This is a genomic window from Desulforamulus profundi (assembly GCF_002607855.1).
In genome coordinates, this window is sequence record NZ_AWQQ01000027.1 from 44,700 (window position 1) to 58,395 (window position 13,696).

At 53.0% G+C, this 13,696-nt stretch carries 12 protein-coding genes and 3 pseudogenes; 1 reads left to right on the forward strand and 14 read right to left on the reverse strand.

All coding sequences use genetic code 11. The features are described from left to right. Positions 1-76: 76 nt before the first annotated feature. The 6 genes and pseudogenes from P378_RS04040 to P378_RS04065 all read right to left on the reverse strand — a co-directional run bounded on the left by P378_RS04040 (position 77) and on the right by P378_RS04065 (position 6,387). Positions 77-649, reverse strand: a complete 573-nt coding sequence (locus P378_RS04040) for a cupin domain-containing protein (RefSeq protein WP_099082356.1) — start codon at positions 647-649, stop codon at positions 77-79. A 220-nt stretch (positions 650-869) separates the two neighbouring features. Then, a pseudogene (gene hydG, locus P378_RS04045) lies at positions 870-2,338 on the reverse strand ([FeFe] hydrogenase H-cluster radical SAM maturase HydG). Positions 2,339-2,348: 10 nt separating this feature from the next. Continuing rightward, positions 2,349-3,439, reverse strand: a pseudogene (hydE, locus tag P378_RS04050) ([FeFe] hydrogenase H-cluster radical SAM maturase HydE). A gap of 22 nt (positions 3,440-3,461) precedes the next feature. Next, positions 3,462-4,691, reverse strand: coding sequence for a [FeFe] hydrogenase H-cluster maturation GTPase HydF (gene hydF, locus P378_RS04055; protein WP_099082357.1), 1,230 nt, complete (start codon positions 4,689-4,691; stop codon positions 3,462-3,464). Positions 4,692-4,707: 16 nt separating this feature from the next. Continuing rightward, complete coding sequence (locus P378_RS04060; protein WP_099082358.1) at positions 4,708-6,135, reverse strand: aspartate ammonia-lyase; 1,428 nt, start codon at positions 6,133-6,135, stop codon at positions 4,708-4,710. Positions 6,136-6,138: 3 nt separating this feature from the next. Then, positions 6,139-6,387: a TM1266 family iron-only hydrogenase system putative regulator gene (locus P378_RS04065; RefSeq protein ID WP_099082389.1), complete on the reverse strand. Its 249-nt coding sequence runs from the start codon at positions 6,385-6,387 to the stop codon at positions 6,139-6,141. A 379-nt stretch (positions 6,388-6,766) separates the two neighbouring features. Between P378_RS04065 and P378_RS04070 the strand changes: the two genes are divergently transcribed. Continuing rightward, positions 6,767-7,186, forward strand: a complete 420-nt coding sequence (locus P378_RS04070; RefSeq protein WP_099082359.1) for a chemotaxis protein CheW — start codon at positions 6,767-6,769, stop codon at positions 7,184-7,186. A 56-nt stretch (positions 7,187-7,242) separates the two neighbouring features. Here P378_RS04070 and P378_RS04075 read toward each other — a convergent pair whose 3' ends face one another. The 8 genes and pseudogenes from P378_RS04075 to nirJ1 all read right to left on the reverse strand — a co-directional run bounded on the left by P378_RS04075 (position 7,243) and on the right by nirJ1 (position 13,501). Further along, the gene (locus tag P378_RS04075; RefSeq protein WP_099082360.1) at positions 7,243-7,554 is read right to left on the reverse strand and encodes a YbjQ family protein; all 312 of its coding nucleotides are present in this window, start codon (positions 7,552-7,554) and stop codon (positions 7,243-7,245) included. Next, positions 7,551-7,820, reverse strand: coding sequence for a hypothetical protein (locus P378_RS04080; protein WP_238472862.1), 270 nt, complete (start codon positions 7,818-7,820; stop codon positions 7,551-7,553). Before P378_RS04080 ends, P378_RS04075 begins: the two co-directional genes overlap by 4 nt. Before the next feature lie 93 nt (positions 7,821-7,913). Then, a pseudogene (hemL, locus tag P378_RS04085) lies at positions 7,914-9,213 on the reverse strand (glutamate-1-semialdehyde 2,1-aminomutase). An 11-nt stretch (positions 9,214-9,224) separates the two neighbouring features. Beyond that, entirely contained in the window at positions 9,225-9,698 is a 474-nt protein-coding gene (gene ahbB / locus P378_RS04090) for a siroheme decarboxylase subunit beta (RefSeq protein WP_099082391.1), read from the reverse strand. Positions 9,699-9,714: 16 nt separating this feature from the next. Next, on the reverse strand, positions 9,715-10,179 hold the full coding sequence (gene ahbA, locus P378_RS04095; protein WP_099082361.1) for a siroheme decarboxylase subunit alpha: 465 nt from the start codon (positions 10,177-10,179) through the stop codon (positions 9,715-9,717). Continuing rightward, complete coding sequence (gene nirJ2 / locus P378_RS04100; protein WP_099082362.1) at positions 10,180-11,172, reverse strand: putative heme d1 biosynthesis radical SAM protein NirJ2; 993 nt, start codon at positions 11,170-11,172, stop codon at positions 10,180-10,182. It abuts the gene before it with no gap. A gap of 3 nt (positions 11,173-11,175) precedes the next feature. Then, a complete protein-coding gene (gene hemB / locus P378_RS04105; RefSeq protein WP_099082363.1) occupies positions 11,176-12,156 on the reverse strand; it encodes a porphobilinogen synthase in 981 nt (326 codons plus the stop codon). 169 nt (positions 12,157-12,325) lie between these two features. Then, positions 12,326-13,501 carry a putative heme d1 biosynthesis radical SAM protein NirJ1 gene (gene nirJ1 / locus P378_RS04110; protein WP_099082364.1) on the reverse strand — a complete coding sequence of 392 codons (1,176 nt, stop codon included), beginning with the start codon at positions 13,499-13,501 and terminating at the stop codon, positions 12,326-12,328. Positions 13,502-13,696: the final 195 nt, after the last annotated feature.

Sequence of the window (13,696 nt, forward strand, 5' to 3'; positions counted from 1 at the left end):
CTCATCAAATACTAAATGATTAATTAGCTGGTTAAAAATTCTTTTTGCAATCACCTCCAGATTGACTTGGTTTTTATTAAAACGTAGGAGGTGTCATGGCCCAGATCCCGACGGCCTCCTCATTACCCGGGTTATAAAAACGGTGCGGTATGTTGCTGTCAAAATAAATACTGTCACCCTGGTTAAGGATATAAAGCTCTTCCCCTATGCGGACCGCAATGGTGCCTTGAATGACAACCCCGCACTCCTCGCCGGCATGGCTTAGCAATTCTCCGTGGTTATGGCCGGGCTTGAGTGTAATCATCATGAACTCGATCTTTCGATTCAGGTCAGGCGACAGGAACCGGTAGACCACATTGCTGTTGGGTGTTTCCAGCTTTTTTTGATTTTCTTGTTTTACCACAACCACACTTTTGTTTTCCACCTGTTCCAGCAGATAAAAAAGTGGGATGTTAAGGGCTTTGGTTATCTTCCAAAGGGTGTCCAGGGAAGGCTGCACCGTCCCCCTTTCCACCTGGCTTAACAGGCCGGCGGAAATACCCGCCTCCCTGGCAAGTTCTTGCAGCGTCTTTTGTTTTTCCTTTCTTAATTCGCGAATCTTAAACCCCAATGATATATAAAGAAGATTTTGTTCATGATTAACGGGCATTGTCCCACCTCAAATTACAGGTTATAATCTTTTGGTTTTGACCAACATTTAACGCTTTTACTCTGACTTGAAAATTTTTAATATTTATAAAACTAAAATGTATAAAAAAGGCGCTATTGATAAATAGCACCTTTGCTGACCCACTTCTTTGTCAAGTCTAGTTCAATATTAGCACGATTTTGCTTGCTTTTCAATATTTACCAACCAAGTATACAGGATTTTAGAAATATAGATCCCGCTCACCGGCTTCGATTTGTTTCAGTCTGTCTTCGGTGATCTTGCGAATATGCGGGTTGCCGATCTCATCCAGGTGCCGGCGGATGGTTTCTTCCCCGACCTCCCTGGTTTCAGGGGAAGCATAGTCCATTAAGTATTCTTTAAAGGTCAGGATGGCGTTGGGCTGGCAGACGTTTTGAATTTCGCCGCTCTTGGCCAGGGCCATGAACCGGTCGCCGGTGCGTCCTTTGCGGTAGCAGGCGGTGCAGTAGCTGGGCAGCCAGCCGGACTTGCAGACATTGCGCAGCACCTCGTCGGGACTCCGGTGATCATCCACGTAAAATTGTGGGGCATCTTCTTCGCCAGCGTCACAATTGGCACCTCCGCCGGCAATGCACTGTTTGCGCTCTGATTCTTTTTTGTAGCCGCCCACGCCGGTACAGGAACCGGCGGAAATTTGAGAAATACCGTAATTTAACAGCATATCCCGGTATTCAGGTCGCTCACGGGTGGAAATAATCATACCGGTATAGGGAACAGCCAGGCGAATAATGGCAACCAGCTTCATAAATTGCTCATCATTGACCAAATAGGGGAAGTTGTCGTAATCCACTCCCCGGGCCGGGCGCAGCCGCGGCACGGAAATCGTGTGCGGTCCCACACCAAAGCGTTCTTCCAGATGCAGGGCGTGCATCATGAGCCCATGACTTCAAATTTGTAATCATAGAGGCCAAACAGAGCGCCGAAACCCACGTCGTCGATGCCGGCCAGCATGGCCCTGTCATGGGCGGTGGTGTGCCAGTCATAATCGGCCTTGGGTCCGCTGGGATGCATTTTTTTGTAGGTTTCCCGGTGGTAGGTTTCCTGGAACAGAATGTAGGTACCGATGCCGGCCTCCTTCAGTTTTTTGTAATTTTCAACGGTGGTGGCGGCAATGTTGATGTTGCAGCGGCGGATGCTGCCATTGTCAAATTTGATACTGTAAATGGTCTTCAGGCACTCCAGCACATACTCGATGGGACACTCGCCGGGATGTTCCCCTGCCTCTACCGCCAATCTTTTGTGTCCCAGGGATTCCAGCACTTTTACCTCTTCCGCCACTTCCGCCTGGGTCAGCTTGCGCCGCTTAAATTTGTTATCCCGGCGGTAACCGCAGTAGACGCAGTTGTTGACACAATGGTCGCTGATATACAGGGGGGCAAAGAGCACCAGGCGCTTGCCGTAAATCTTCAGCTTGATTTCACTGGCCACCCGGTACATCAGGTCCAGCAGTTCCTGGTCCTCGTTTTGCAGTAAAATGGCCACTTCTTCGGGGGTTAACCCCTTGGCCTGCCTGGCCTTTTCAATGATCTCCCGTACCCTGGCCGGTGACGCTTGTTTGGCTTCCTCCAGCAAACGGTTAATTTCCCCTTCATTAATAAAGTCGGCCGGTTCCCACTGGTTATTGTAGATCTCCGCCTTGTTCACTGCCATTCCGATAACCCTACCTTTCCCCGGCCCTGCGGGCCGGACGGTTTTTAAAATGTTCCTTGGGGCTGTCGCCCCGTCCCGTACCGATCTTGCGACCCACTTCCTTTACCAAAGAGGTAATTTTTTCGTGGGATTCGTTCGCATTTTCTTTGCTGCCGGCCTTCTCGGGATAAATCTGATACATCTGTCGATAACTAGCCGGCGACAAATTTGGCATAATGACATTGGCGCCACAGCCCAGGGCCATCTTGCGGCCTGCCGGGTGCAGAGTTCCGGTTGACGTTGTGGCCGGCAGGTGCGTTTTCGGCAGGACCAATCTTGCCACGGCCAGCGCCTTGAGGGTTTGGTTTAAATCACCGGCAGGAGCGTCCCTTAAAGGCGTCTGGTCATGGGGGATGAATGGCCCAATGCCTGCCATCTCGACGTCCAGTTCCTTTAACAGCAGTATGTCATCCGCCAGGGTCTCCACCGTCTGCCCCGGCAGGCCCACCATATTGCCGGAGCCCACCTGGAAGCCAAGTTCCCGCAGCCATTTCAGCCGTTTCATCCTTTCGTCCAGGGAGGTGCCGGGCCTTAATTCGGCAAACAGCGCCGGGTCTGCGGTCTCATGCTTTAACAGGTAACGGTCGGCACCGGCTTCTTTCATCAGTTCATAATCTTTGCGGCTGCGCTCGCCGACGCAAACGGTAACGGCAAAGTCCCCCGCCTCTTTTACTTTACGGATCATTTCTGCCAGGTCTTCACCCGAGTAATAGGGGTCCTCGCCGGCCTGTAAAACGATGGTGCCATAACCGAGCTCCGCTGCGTATTTGGCTGTATCAACGATTTCCTCCAGGGGGATACGGTACCGCTGGATTTCTTTGTTGCTGCGCCGCAGGCCGCAATAGTGGCAGTCGTTTCGGCAGTAGTTGGAGAACTCAATAATCCCCTCAGGTGCACCTCGTCGCCGAAATTTTCCCGACGTACCCGGTCCGCCAGCTCAAACAGCTGTCTTTCTTCTTCCCCGGGCCGGGCCTGCAGCAGCGTAATGATTTCTTCCCTGGTTAACTCAACTCCACTGGCCGCTTTGTCCAGAGCAGTGGCAAATTCCTTTCTCAAGGGTATCACCCCTTCCTTTTAACCCGATCTATTCCTCGTCATCCAACATTTCCTGAATCATGGGGAAGGGGGACAGCGCTCGCCTGAGAATCCCCTGGACGTAAGCGATACACACCCCGTAGTTGACGATGGGCACGCCGGCCTGCTGGACCTGCATAATCCGGGAGAGCATTTCCCGGCGGTTGATCATACAGGAGCCGCAGTGGACCACCAGTTTGTATTCGGATAAATCCGTCGGGAAACGGTGACCGCTGCTCCAGTGGAACTCCAGTTCGCCCCCCACGATCTGGCGCAGCCAGCGGGGAATCTTGACGGTTCCGATATCGTCTTCCATCCGGTGATGGGTGCAGGCCTCGGCAATCAGCACCTTGTCCCCGGGTTTTAATTTCTCAATGGCTTTGGCCCCTGCCACCAGGGATTCCAGATCTCCTTTATAGCGTGCAAAAAGAATGGAGAAGGAAGTTAAGAGCACATCCGGCGGCGTATCGGCATCCGCTTTAAGAAAGGCCTGGGAGTCGGTGATGACGATTTTCGGTTTTTTGTTTAACGTGGCGATGCATTCCTTTAATTCCCGTTCCTTTACCACATAGGCCATGGCATCGTGATCCAAAATGTCCCGAATGGTCTGTACCTGGGGTAAAATTAACCGTCCCTTGGGTGCCGCCAAATCAATGGGCACCACCAGCACCGCCACGTCACCGGGATTGAGCAAATCCCCCACAATGGTTTGGTCATCCCAGCTGGGTGGGGCGGACTTCACAATGGCGATCTTTAAATCTGAGATCCCTGCTCCGGTCAGTGCGCTGACGGCCACCGGTTCCACACCCAGTTTTTCTTTGGTTTCATTGATTTGTATTTCAGTCACCGGGAGAGCGTCAATTTTGTTGAGCACCGCCACCACCGGCAGCTTTTTCTCCTTGCAGCGTTCGGCGATGTCCTGTTCAAATTGGGTTACGCCGGCCCCGGCATCAATGACTAACAGCACCATATCCGCTTTATTTAATACGTCCAAAGAACGCTGTACCCTTAGTTCCCCCAGGTCACCGGTGTCGTCAATGCCTGCCGTATCGATAATCACCACAGGACCCACCGGCAGTATCTCCATGGCCTTGTAAACCGGGTCGGTGGTGGTTCCCGGCACGTTGGAGACAACGGCAATATCCTGGTTGGTTAGCGCGTTAATGAGGCTGGATTTACCGGCGTTGCGGCGTCCGAAGATGGCTATATGGAGCCGGTTTCCCCTTGGTGTACTGTCCATATTCTCGCCTCCTTTGTTATGATAAATTTCTTTTTTTGCGTCTGCCTGCGATACCCGGCCGGGTTACCTCCTCCGGCCTGAGCAGATCATCTAATTCGTTCTCGGTGAACAGGCCTGCCTCTAAAATCACATCCCTAACCGGCCGGCCGGTTTTTAAAGCATTTTTGGCCAGTTCCGAGGCTACATCATAACCCACATGGGGCGAAATGACGGTGATAATGCCGACGCCGTTGTGCAGGTGATCCAGGCATTTTTCCGGCACGGCCTGAATTCCTTTGATACAACGCTCTGCCAGCAGGTTCATGGACTTGCTGAGGGTCTCCATGGCCGGCAGCAGGTTGGCTGCCACCAGGGGCAGGAAGGCGTTCAGTTCCAGCTGCCCCGCCTGCACAGCCAGGGTGATGGCCAGGTCCTGGGCCATGGCCTGGTAGGCCACCTGGGTAATCATTTCCGGCAGCACCGGGTTCACTTTCCCCGGCATAATGGAGGAACCGGCCTGCAAATCCGGCAGTCTGATTTCTCCCAGGCCTGCCCTGGGTCCTGAGGAGAGGAGCCTCAAATCCCCGGCAATTTTCGCCAGGCTGGCGGCGTTTGCCTTCACCAGTCCGGAAACTTCCACAAATACATCGGCGTTTTGGGTGCCGTCAATCATGTTTTCATTGCGGGCCAGACCCAGGCCGGTGAGCGCCCTCAGCCGTTCAATAACGGAATAGATATACTTGCGCTCGGCATTTAACCCGGTACCGACGGCTGTGCCGCCCAGATTCACTTGGCGCAAGCGCTCTTCTACCTTGTATAAACGCCAGCGGTCCCGGGCGATGGCCTCGGCCCAGGCGGAGAATTCCTGCCCCAGGGTAATGGGAACGGCATCCTGCATTTCTGTGCGGCCAACCTTCAACACTCCGGCAAACTCCGCTTCCTTGGCCTGCAGCGCCCCCTGCAGGTTGGCGCAGGACTGGGACAGGTGCACCAGCAGGCGGATGGCCGCAATCCGCAGGGCCGTGGGATAAACATCGTTGGTTGACTGGGACATGTTGACATGGTTCACCGGGTGCACCAGGGTATAGTCCCCTTTGCTCCCCCCCAGGATCTCGATGGCCCGGTTGGCGATCACTTCGTTGACATTCATGTTGGTTGAGGTGCCAGCGCCGCCCTGCAAGGCATCCACGATAAAATGGTCGGCAAATTTCCCCTCCGCCACTTCCGCGGCGGCCTGGAAAATGGCACTGCCAAGGGTCGGATCCAAAAGACCCAGGGAAATGTTGGCTTCCGCCGCTGCCTGTTTGACCACTGCCATGGCTTTAATCAGTTCAGGATGAACCCTTTGCCGGGACACGCTGAAATTTTCCGCTGCTCTGGCGGTATGAATGCCATAGAAGGCATCCAGGGGAATTTCTTTGAACCCGATGAGATCCTGTTCAATCCGGTATTTCAGCTTGCCCACCCCCTAATATTTGGTGCTTAGAGCAGACTTTACTTGGACTCCCTTAATATTTCCCAGCTTTCCTGTCATGGCTCCTATTTCATCATTGGTTCCCTCCACGATAAGGGAGATGACGGAAAGTGCCCGTTCTTTATGAGGGATCCCCATACGGCCAATGATGATATCCGAGTACTGGCTCAGGATATGATTAATCTCCGGGGCCTTGTTTCGGTCCTCAATAACAATTCCCACCACACCGATGCGACGATTGATAGCAAACACCCCCAAAAAAATAAAACCCGTTTATGCCGGAGAAAGGCATAGACGGGTAGTGTACACCAGTAAATGGCATACCCCTTGGTCCAAGGCCCCCTGGCCCTTCTCCTCAGGGAATATCCTGCGTTGTCACAACCCTCCAAACCAGCAGGAAACCCCGGTTTTGTCAGGTCTTACTTTTATTATATCTGTAAAGAATTATCAGTCAATTGATTTTGGGTTTTTTCATGAAAATTAATCTTTTTGTAATTCTTTTAAGTAAAAAATAACAAAGTTAGACACCGTTTCCCACAGAGGAAATATTCTGCCGGTGTAGAATATTTATCTAAGCTTTTAACGGTTGCAGCTTGTGCTATCAATTAAAGGAGTGATTATTATGGCAGTCGGTCAGGAAGACCAACTGGTGGTATTCCAGCTCAACGATCAACAGTACGCCCTCCCCATTAACGAAACCCAGGAAATTATTCGCATGGCTGAAGTGACCCGCCTACCCAATACCAATTATTATATCGAGGGCATTATTAACTTGCGGGGGACCATTCTGCCTGTGATCAGCCTCAACCGTCGTCTTGGCCTGCCGGAAACCGAACAAAATGAAGATACCAGAATTATTGTGGTAGAAAATAAGGGCAGCAAAGTGGGCATGATCGTGGACAGTGTTCTTGAGGTAGGACGTTATACCGAAAGCGAAGTGGAACCTCCCAACATGATCGGCGACAATATCGACTTCCTGAAGGGCGTTGTTAAAAAGGGCGACCAGCTCTGGCTGCTGGTTAACCTTGACACGGTTCTTTAATCTTTCAAAAGGAAAGCACGGCGATGGCCGTGCTTTCCTTTTAATTTACAGATGTTTTAGATGGTTACCGCCGTGCCGCTGGCGGTTACCATCAGCATGCCTTCCCTGATGACTTCGTAATCCAGGTCCACGCCGACCACCGCATTGGCCCCCATACGCTTTGCCTGCTCTGTCATTTCTTCCACGGCGATTTCCCGGGCGCGGGCTAATTTGTCCTCGTAGGCCCCGCTCCGTCCCCCGACGATGTCGGTGATACTGGCAAAAATATCCCGGACAATGTTGGCACCCATAATGGCTTCCCCACAAACCAGCCCGTAATACTGCTTAATGGGTTTTCCTTCAATGGATGGTGTGGTAGTAATAATCATGGCATTTCCCTCCTGTTACAAGTGTATTTTGTTATGACAACATATTTGTAGGACCCTGCCAGCTGCCCCAGCACAGCACCCCCTACTGTAAAAGGTATATACCCTATCCCCAAATGAAAATGATAGCGCAGCCAGATGATTAAGGGAATGGATAAATGAATGGCCAGAAACCAGGGCAGTGAATATTTACGGGTCCTGGCACGCCAGCGTCCTAAGGGTAGGTTAACCAAAAAGGCGGTTATTATTGTGATGGCCGCCTCTGCCAAAATTCTCACCTCTCCCCAATCTCTACCAGGCCACAGGGTAAGGGTAAATAGAAGGACAGGTTTTGTCTGTGCCTGTCCTTACTGTGTTTTATACTATTCTATTTTACCCGCAGCCTTATATGCATGGTAAGCGGCTTCCACGGTGCGTTCAATGTCTTTGTCGGTGTGGGCGGTGGAAACAAAGGCCGCTTCAAACTGGGAAGGAGCCAAATAGATGCCCTGCTCCAGCATGCTTCTGAAGAACGCGGCGTAACGCCTGGTATCGGAGGTGGAAGCGCTGGCAAAATCGTTCACAGGATGCCTGGTAAAGAAACAAGTCTGTAAGGACTGCACCCGGTTAAAGCTGGCCGGCACACCGGCGGCCCTGGCTGCCTGGCTTAATCCCTGGGCCAGCAGGGTAGACTTGCGGTTTAATTCTTCATAAACCCCCGGCTGCTGCAGCTGTTCCAGGGTGGCGATGCCCGCTGTCATGGCCAGGGGATTGCCGGACAGAGTGCCCGCCTGGTACACCGGGCCTGCGGGTGATACCATTTGCATTATTTCCTTGCGACCGCCGTAGGCACCCACGGGCAAACCGCCGCCGATAATTTTGCCCAGGCAGGTTAAATCCGGCAGCACGTTATAGTAGGACTGTGCCCCGCCATAGCTCAAACGAAAGCCGGTGATGACTTCGTCAAAGATTAACAGGGCGCCATGTTTGCTGCACAGGCTGCGCAGGCCCTGCAGGAATCCCTCTGCGGGGGGCACAACCCCCATATTGCCGGCCAGGGGTTCCACAATCACCGCGGCAATTTCAGAGCCCGCTTCGGCAAAGATTTTCTCCAGCAGTTCCAGGTCGTTGTAACGGGCATTGATGGTGCTGCCGGCGATATTCTCCGGCACCCCCGGGCTGGTGGGCACACCGTGGTTAAGGCCCCGGACCCGGCTTTGATCAGCAGGGAATCGTGATGGCCGTGGTAGCAGCCCTCGAATTTGACGATTTTACTGCGGTTGGTATAGGCCCTGGCCAAACGCAGGGCGCTCATGGTGGCCTCGGTGCCGGAGTTTACCATGCGGACCATCTCCACCGAAGGCAGCGCCTCCACCACCATTTGGGCCAGGGTTACTTCCAGGTCGGTGGGAGCGCCGTAGGTGGTGCCCCGTTCCAGGCACCTTTGAATGGCATGGATCACCGCAGGATGACGGTGGCCCAAAATAAGGGGTCCCCAGGAGCCGACATAATCAATATATTCATTACCGTCCATGTCCCACAGGCGGCAACCGTTGGCCCTGGCAATGAAGGGGGGGGCATTCCTACGGACTTGAAGGCCCGCACCGGGCTGTTGACGCCACCGGGGATCACCATTTGGGCCTGTTCAAACAACTCCTTGGATTTTTGGTAACTGGGAGCCATCGGGTACCCTCCTAATCCATAAAATATTTCATGCTGCTTTTCTTCAATTCAGCCACGCTATATAAAAGTCGGTAGTCGTTTACACCGGCCATTTGTGCTAACTGCTCTGCAATCCGCCTGCATTCTTCCCGGCTGTGGCCGTGCACCATGGTATAAAAGTTATAGGGCCACTGGGGCAAAGATACCCGCTGGTAACAGTGGGTCACTTCCGGCAATTGGGACATTTGTTCTCCCACTTCTACAATCTTTTCTTCGGGGATCTGCCAGACAATCATGGCATTGGCGGTAAAACCAACCCGGTGATGCCGCAGGGCAGCGCCAATCCGCCTCATAATGCCGGCCTGTTGAATGGCATGAACCCTGGCCAAAAATTCTTCTTCGGTGATCCCCAACCTCCTGGCCAGAGCCTCAAAGGGCCTGCTGACCAGGGGCAAACCCGACTGCAATTCCATCACGATGCGCTGATCCAGTTCGCTTAACGTCATATTCTCCCTCGCAAGCTTAATCTTCATCTCGGACATCAAAATTCACCAAAACCTTAAAGAACCTTTGGGAAGGAAGATTAATAATATCCTCAATGCCCGTTTTTTCTTTGATTTCTTTCAGAATTTGTTCCACTTTAGCTGGAGATTGGGCCAAAATGGTAAACCACATATTGTACTCGTGATCCCGTAAATAATTATGGGTAATCCCCAAATAGCTGTTGATCACTGCAGCCACTTCATCGATACGGTCTTGAGGAACTTTAACGGCACACAAGGTCCCCTTGTATCCCAATTTGCGGGAATCAAAAACGCCTCCCAAACGGCGGATCACATCCTGCTGCATTAATCGCTCCAAACGTTGCAAGACCTCTTGCTCGGTGATTCCCAACTGCTCCGCCAATACCTGATAGGGCTGCGGGCAAATGGGGAAATCCGATTGAACCAGATTGAGAAGTCGCCTGTCGAGATGATCCAGCTGCATTTAATACCCCTTTCGACCATGGTATAGGCACCACGGTTCCTCGGCCATATAGTCTCCGTGATAAAAATGCGCCCTGGCCCGGCAGCCGCCGCACAGTTTCTTAAAGCCGCAGGTGCCGCAGCCTCCCTTATAATCCAGGGTGCGCAGTTCTTTGAGCACAGGGTTGTTCTGCCAGATGTCCACAAAGGATGTTTCTTTTACATTTCCCAGGGGAATGTTTAAATAGGCGCAGGGCTGCACATCTCCCTTGGGGCTGATGATGCAGTAAGCGGTGCCGGCCAGGCAGCCCCGCTGAAACCGGGTATTGACTCCCATTTGCTTGGCGATCCGCATAAACTGGGGCGCACAGGTGGGCTTTAACTCTATGTCCACCTGCTTTTGTTTTTCCATAATCCTGGCCAATAAGTTCTCATACTGTTCGGCCCGCAGGGACTCCTGTTCAATGTTGACCGCCCTGCCGGTGGGCACCAGGAAGAAAAAGTGATGGGCTACGGCGCCTTCCCTGACGGCGAGATCGGTCAGTTCTTCGGCCTCGTGGTAATTCCAATCCATTACCGTAGTATGAATTTGAAAGGGCAGCCCGGCCTGGCGGCAGTTGCGCATCCCTTCTACGGCGGCCTGCCAGCACCCCTCCTGGGCCCTGAAACGGTCGTGCTTGGCCGGGTCCACACTGTCCAGGCTGATCCCGATGCCGGTGGCGCCGCATTCTTTAAGACGCCGGGCCACCTCCGGGGTAATCAGCGTGCCGTTGCTGCCGAAAACCGGCCGCAAGCCCTTTGACCTGGCGTGGGCCACCAGTTCGTAAATGTCCGGTCTCATCAGCGGTTCGCCGCCGCTGAAGATCATGATTTTAAAGCCTGCCTCGGCAATTTGATCGAGCAGTCTTTTGCCCTCTTCGGTGCTGAGTTCTTCCTCCGCTTTCACGCCGGCATCCCGGTAGCAGTGGGCGCAGTAGAGGTTACAGGCGTTGGTGGTGTTCCAGGAAATGATCATGATTTAAGCCTCCCTTAGCCAGCGGGCAACCTCCAGGGCATGGTAGGTAATGATGATATCTGCCCCGGCCCGCTTAAAGCCTGTTAATGTCTCCAGCACAACCCGCCGCTCGTCGATCCAGCCCAGTTTGGCCGCCGCTTTGACCATGGAATACTCACCGCTGACATTATAGGCAGCCAGCGGGTAGCCAAACCGGTCATTGATCCGGCGGATGATGTCCATATAGGCCAGGGCCGGTTTCACCATTACAATGTCCGCACCCTCCTCAATGTCCTGGGCCGTCTCGCGGATGGCCTCATCCCCGTTGGCCGGGTCCATTTGATAGGTTTTCCGGTTCCCGAACCGGGGGGTGGAGCCGGCGGCTTCCCGGAAGGGGCCGTAATAGGCAGAAGCATATTTTGCCGAATAAGCCATGATCGGGATATCGGCGTATCCCCCGGCATCCAGTTTGGCGCGGATGGCCGCCACCCGGCCGTCCATCATGTCGGAAGGGGCAACCATATCTGCCCCGGCCCGGGCATGGGACAGGGCGGTTTCAGCAATCAATTCCAGGGTGGAGTCGTTGTCCACCGTTTGTTCTTTTATCAAGCCGCAATGCCCGTGGCTGGTATATTCACACAGGCAGACATCGGTAATCACCAGTAAATCCGGGAAAGACTTTTTAATGGCGCACACTGCCTGCTGCACAATGCCGTCCGGGTCATAGGCGCCGGACCCCGCCTCATCCTTCTCCTCGGGAACACCGAAAACAAGAATGCCGGGAATCCCCAGTTCCTCTACAACCTTTAACTCTTTCAGCAGCATGTCGATGGAAAGATTATAGACGCCGGGCATGCTGGGCACCTCCCGGCGCACGCCCCGGCCATAGGTTGCAAATACCGGGTAGATGAGATCATCCACTGACAGGTGGTTTTCCCGCACCAGCCGCCGGACCCTTTCATTCAGTCGTAAACGGCGGTGCCGGATATTTGGGAAAAGGGGCACGGTGAACACCTCCACTGTTAGCCTTATAGGTAATGCTTACGGGTCCTGTTGCTAGACTTTTGCGTATTTCTTACGAATCTCGTTGCTGGTCATTTGGGCATTCCTTTAGGGTGTATTATTAGGCTCCGGATTCAGTAACAACGAGACCCCAGAGAAAAGACCCATAAGTCTAGCCATTTGCTCCTATTTCTTCATCGGTTAAATAACAGGCGGGGTCTTCGGCCCAGAAGTTGCCGTGGACTGCTTCCGCCCGGGCGCGGAAATTGCCGTTGCAAAGGTCCAACCACTTGCACTTGGCGCAGCGGCCTTGCAGCAAAGGTTTGCGGTTTTTCAGGCCGGCCAGGATGGTATGGCTGAGATCGGTCCAGATCTCTCCGAATTTCCGCTGCCGCACATTGCCAAAGCGGTGATTGCGAGTGAACTGGTCCGCATGAACATGCCCCTCCCAATCCACCTCTCCGATGGCAATCCCGGTCCGGTTGCCGCCGTTGCGGGAGAGTAGTTCAAAGACCTGCCGGGCCCGCTCCGGGTCTTCCTTCAGCAGTTTCAGGTAGATATAGATGGCGTCAGCGTGGTTGTCTACGGTAAGTATTTCTTTGTCCAAACCCCGGCGGTGAAAATCAAGGGCCCGCTCAATAATTAAATCCAGGGCGGCGCGGCTTTCTTCATGGGTAATGTCTTCCTTAATCATTTCGCTGCCCCGGCCGGAGTAGACCAGATGGTAAAAACACACCCTGGGGATATTTTCTTTTTCGATCAGGTCAAAAACACTGTTCAGTTCTTTATGATTATGACGGTTAATGGTAAAACGGAGGCCCACCCGCTGGCCCACGGCCAGGCAGTTTCGAATGCCGTTTAACGCTGCCTCAAAGGCACCCTTGCGTCCCCGGAACTCGTCATTGACTTCCCCGATGCCGTCCAGGCTGATGCCTACATAACCGACGCCAATGTTCTTAATGCGCCGGGCAACCTCGGGTGTAATGAGGGTACCATTGGTGGAAATGGTAGTTCGAATGCCCCTTTCACTGGCATACTGGGCCAGTTCAAAGAAATCCGGCCGCACCAAGGGTTCCCCGCCGGAAAACAGCAATACGGGCACCTTGAATTCAGCCAAATCGTCAATAAACTGTTTTGCCTCCCGGGTGCTCAGCTCATCATATTTTTTGCTGTCGGATTCAGAATAACAGTGACGGCACTTGAGGTTGCAGGTGCGGGTGGAGTTCCATACCACCACCGGCCCGTGGCCGGCCACAGCGCCGTGGACCTGCCCTTTGGAGCCGTGGGCGTAACGCAGGGAGTCCCCAAAGTTTTCTGAACCGCAAAGTAATTTACTAATACTTATCATAATGCTCCCACTTTTCTATACGCTATTTTCTAAAAGACTGTTGCTATTAGAAAACCCGTAAGATGCCTAATGTCATTAACACAAAGCAAAGCGTTCATTTACGGTTTATAAAAATCCTATAGATTTTATGCCTTTATAATAAAACGGGCTTTTCCAATAAGCAACATTGCCAAAAGAGCTTTTTATAAATTTTAA

Excerpts from the sequence above, each read along its gene's own strand:
- P378_RS04040 (WP_099082356.1), bottom strand. The coding sequence starts at position 649 with ATGCCCGTTAATCATGAACAAAATCTTCTTTATATATCATTGGGGTTT.
- hydF (WP_099082357.1), bottom strand. The coding sequence starts at position 4,691 with ATGGACAGTACACCAAGGGGAAACCGGCTCCATATAGCCATCTTCGGA.
- P378_RS04070 (WP_099082359.1), top strand. The coding sequence starts at position 6,767 with ATGGCAGTCGGTCAGGAAGACCAACTGGTGGTATTCCAGCTCAACGAT.
- P378_RS04075 (WP_099082360.1), bottom strand. The coding sequence starts at position 7,554 with ATGATTATTACTACCACACCATCCATTGAAGGAAAACCCATTAAGCAG.
- ahbB (WP_099082391.1), bottom strand. The coding sequence starts at position 9,698 with ATGACGTTAAGCGAACTGGATCAGCGCATCGTGATGGAATTGCAGTCG.
- ahbA (WP_099082361.1), bottom strand. The coding sequence starts at position 10,179 with ATGCAGCTGGATCATCTCGACAGGCGACTTCTCAATCTGGTTCAATCG.
- nirJ2 (WP_099082362.1), bottom strand. The coding sequence starts at position 11,172 with ATGATCATTTCCTGGAACACCACCAACGCCTGTAACCTCTACTGCGCC.
- nirJ1 (WP_099082364.1), bottom strand. The coding sequence starts at position 13,501 with ATGATAAGTATTAGTAAATTACTTTGCGGTTCAGAAAACTTTGGGGAC.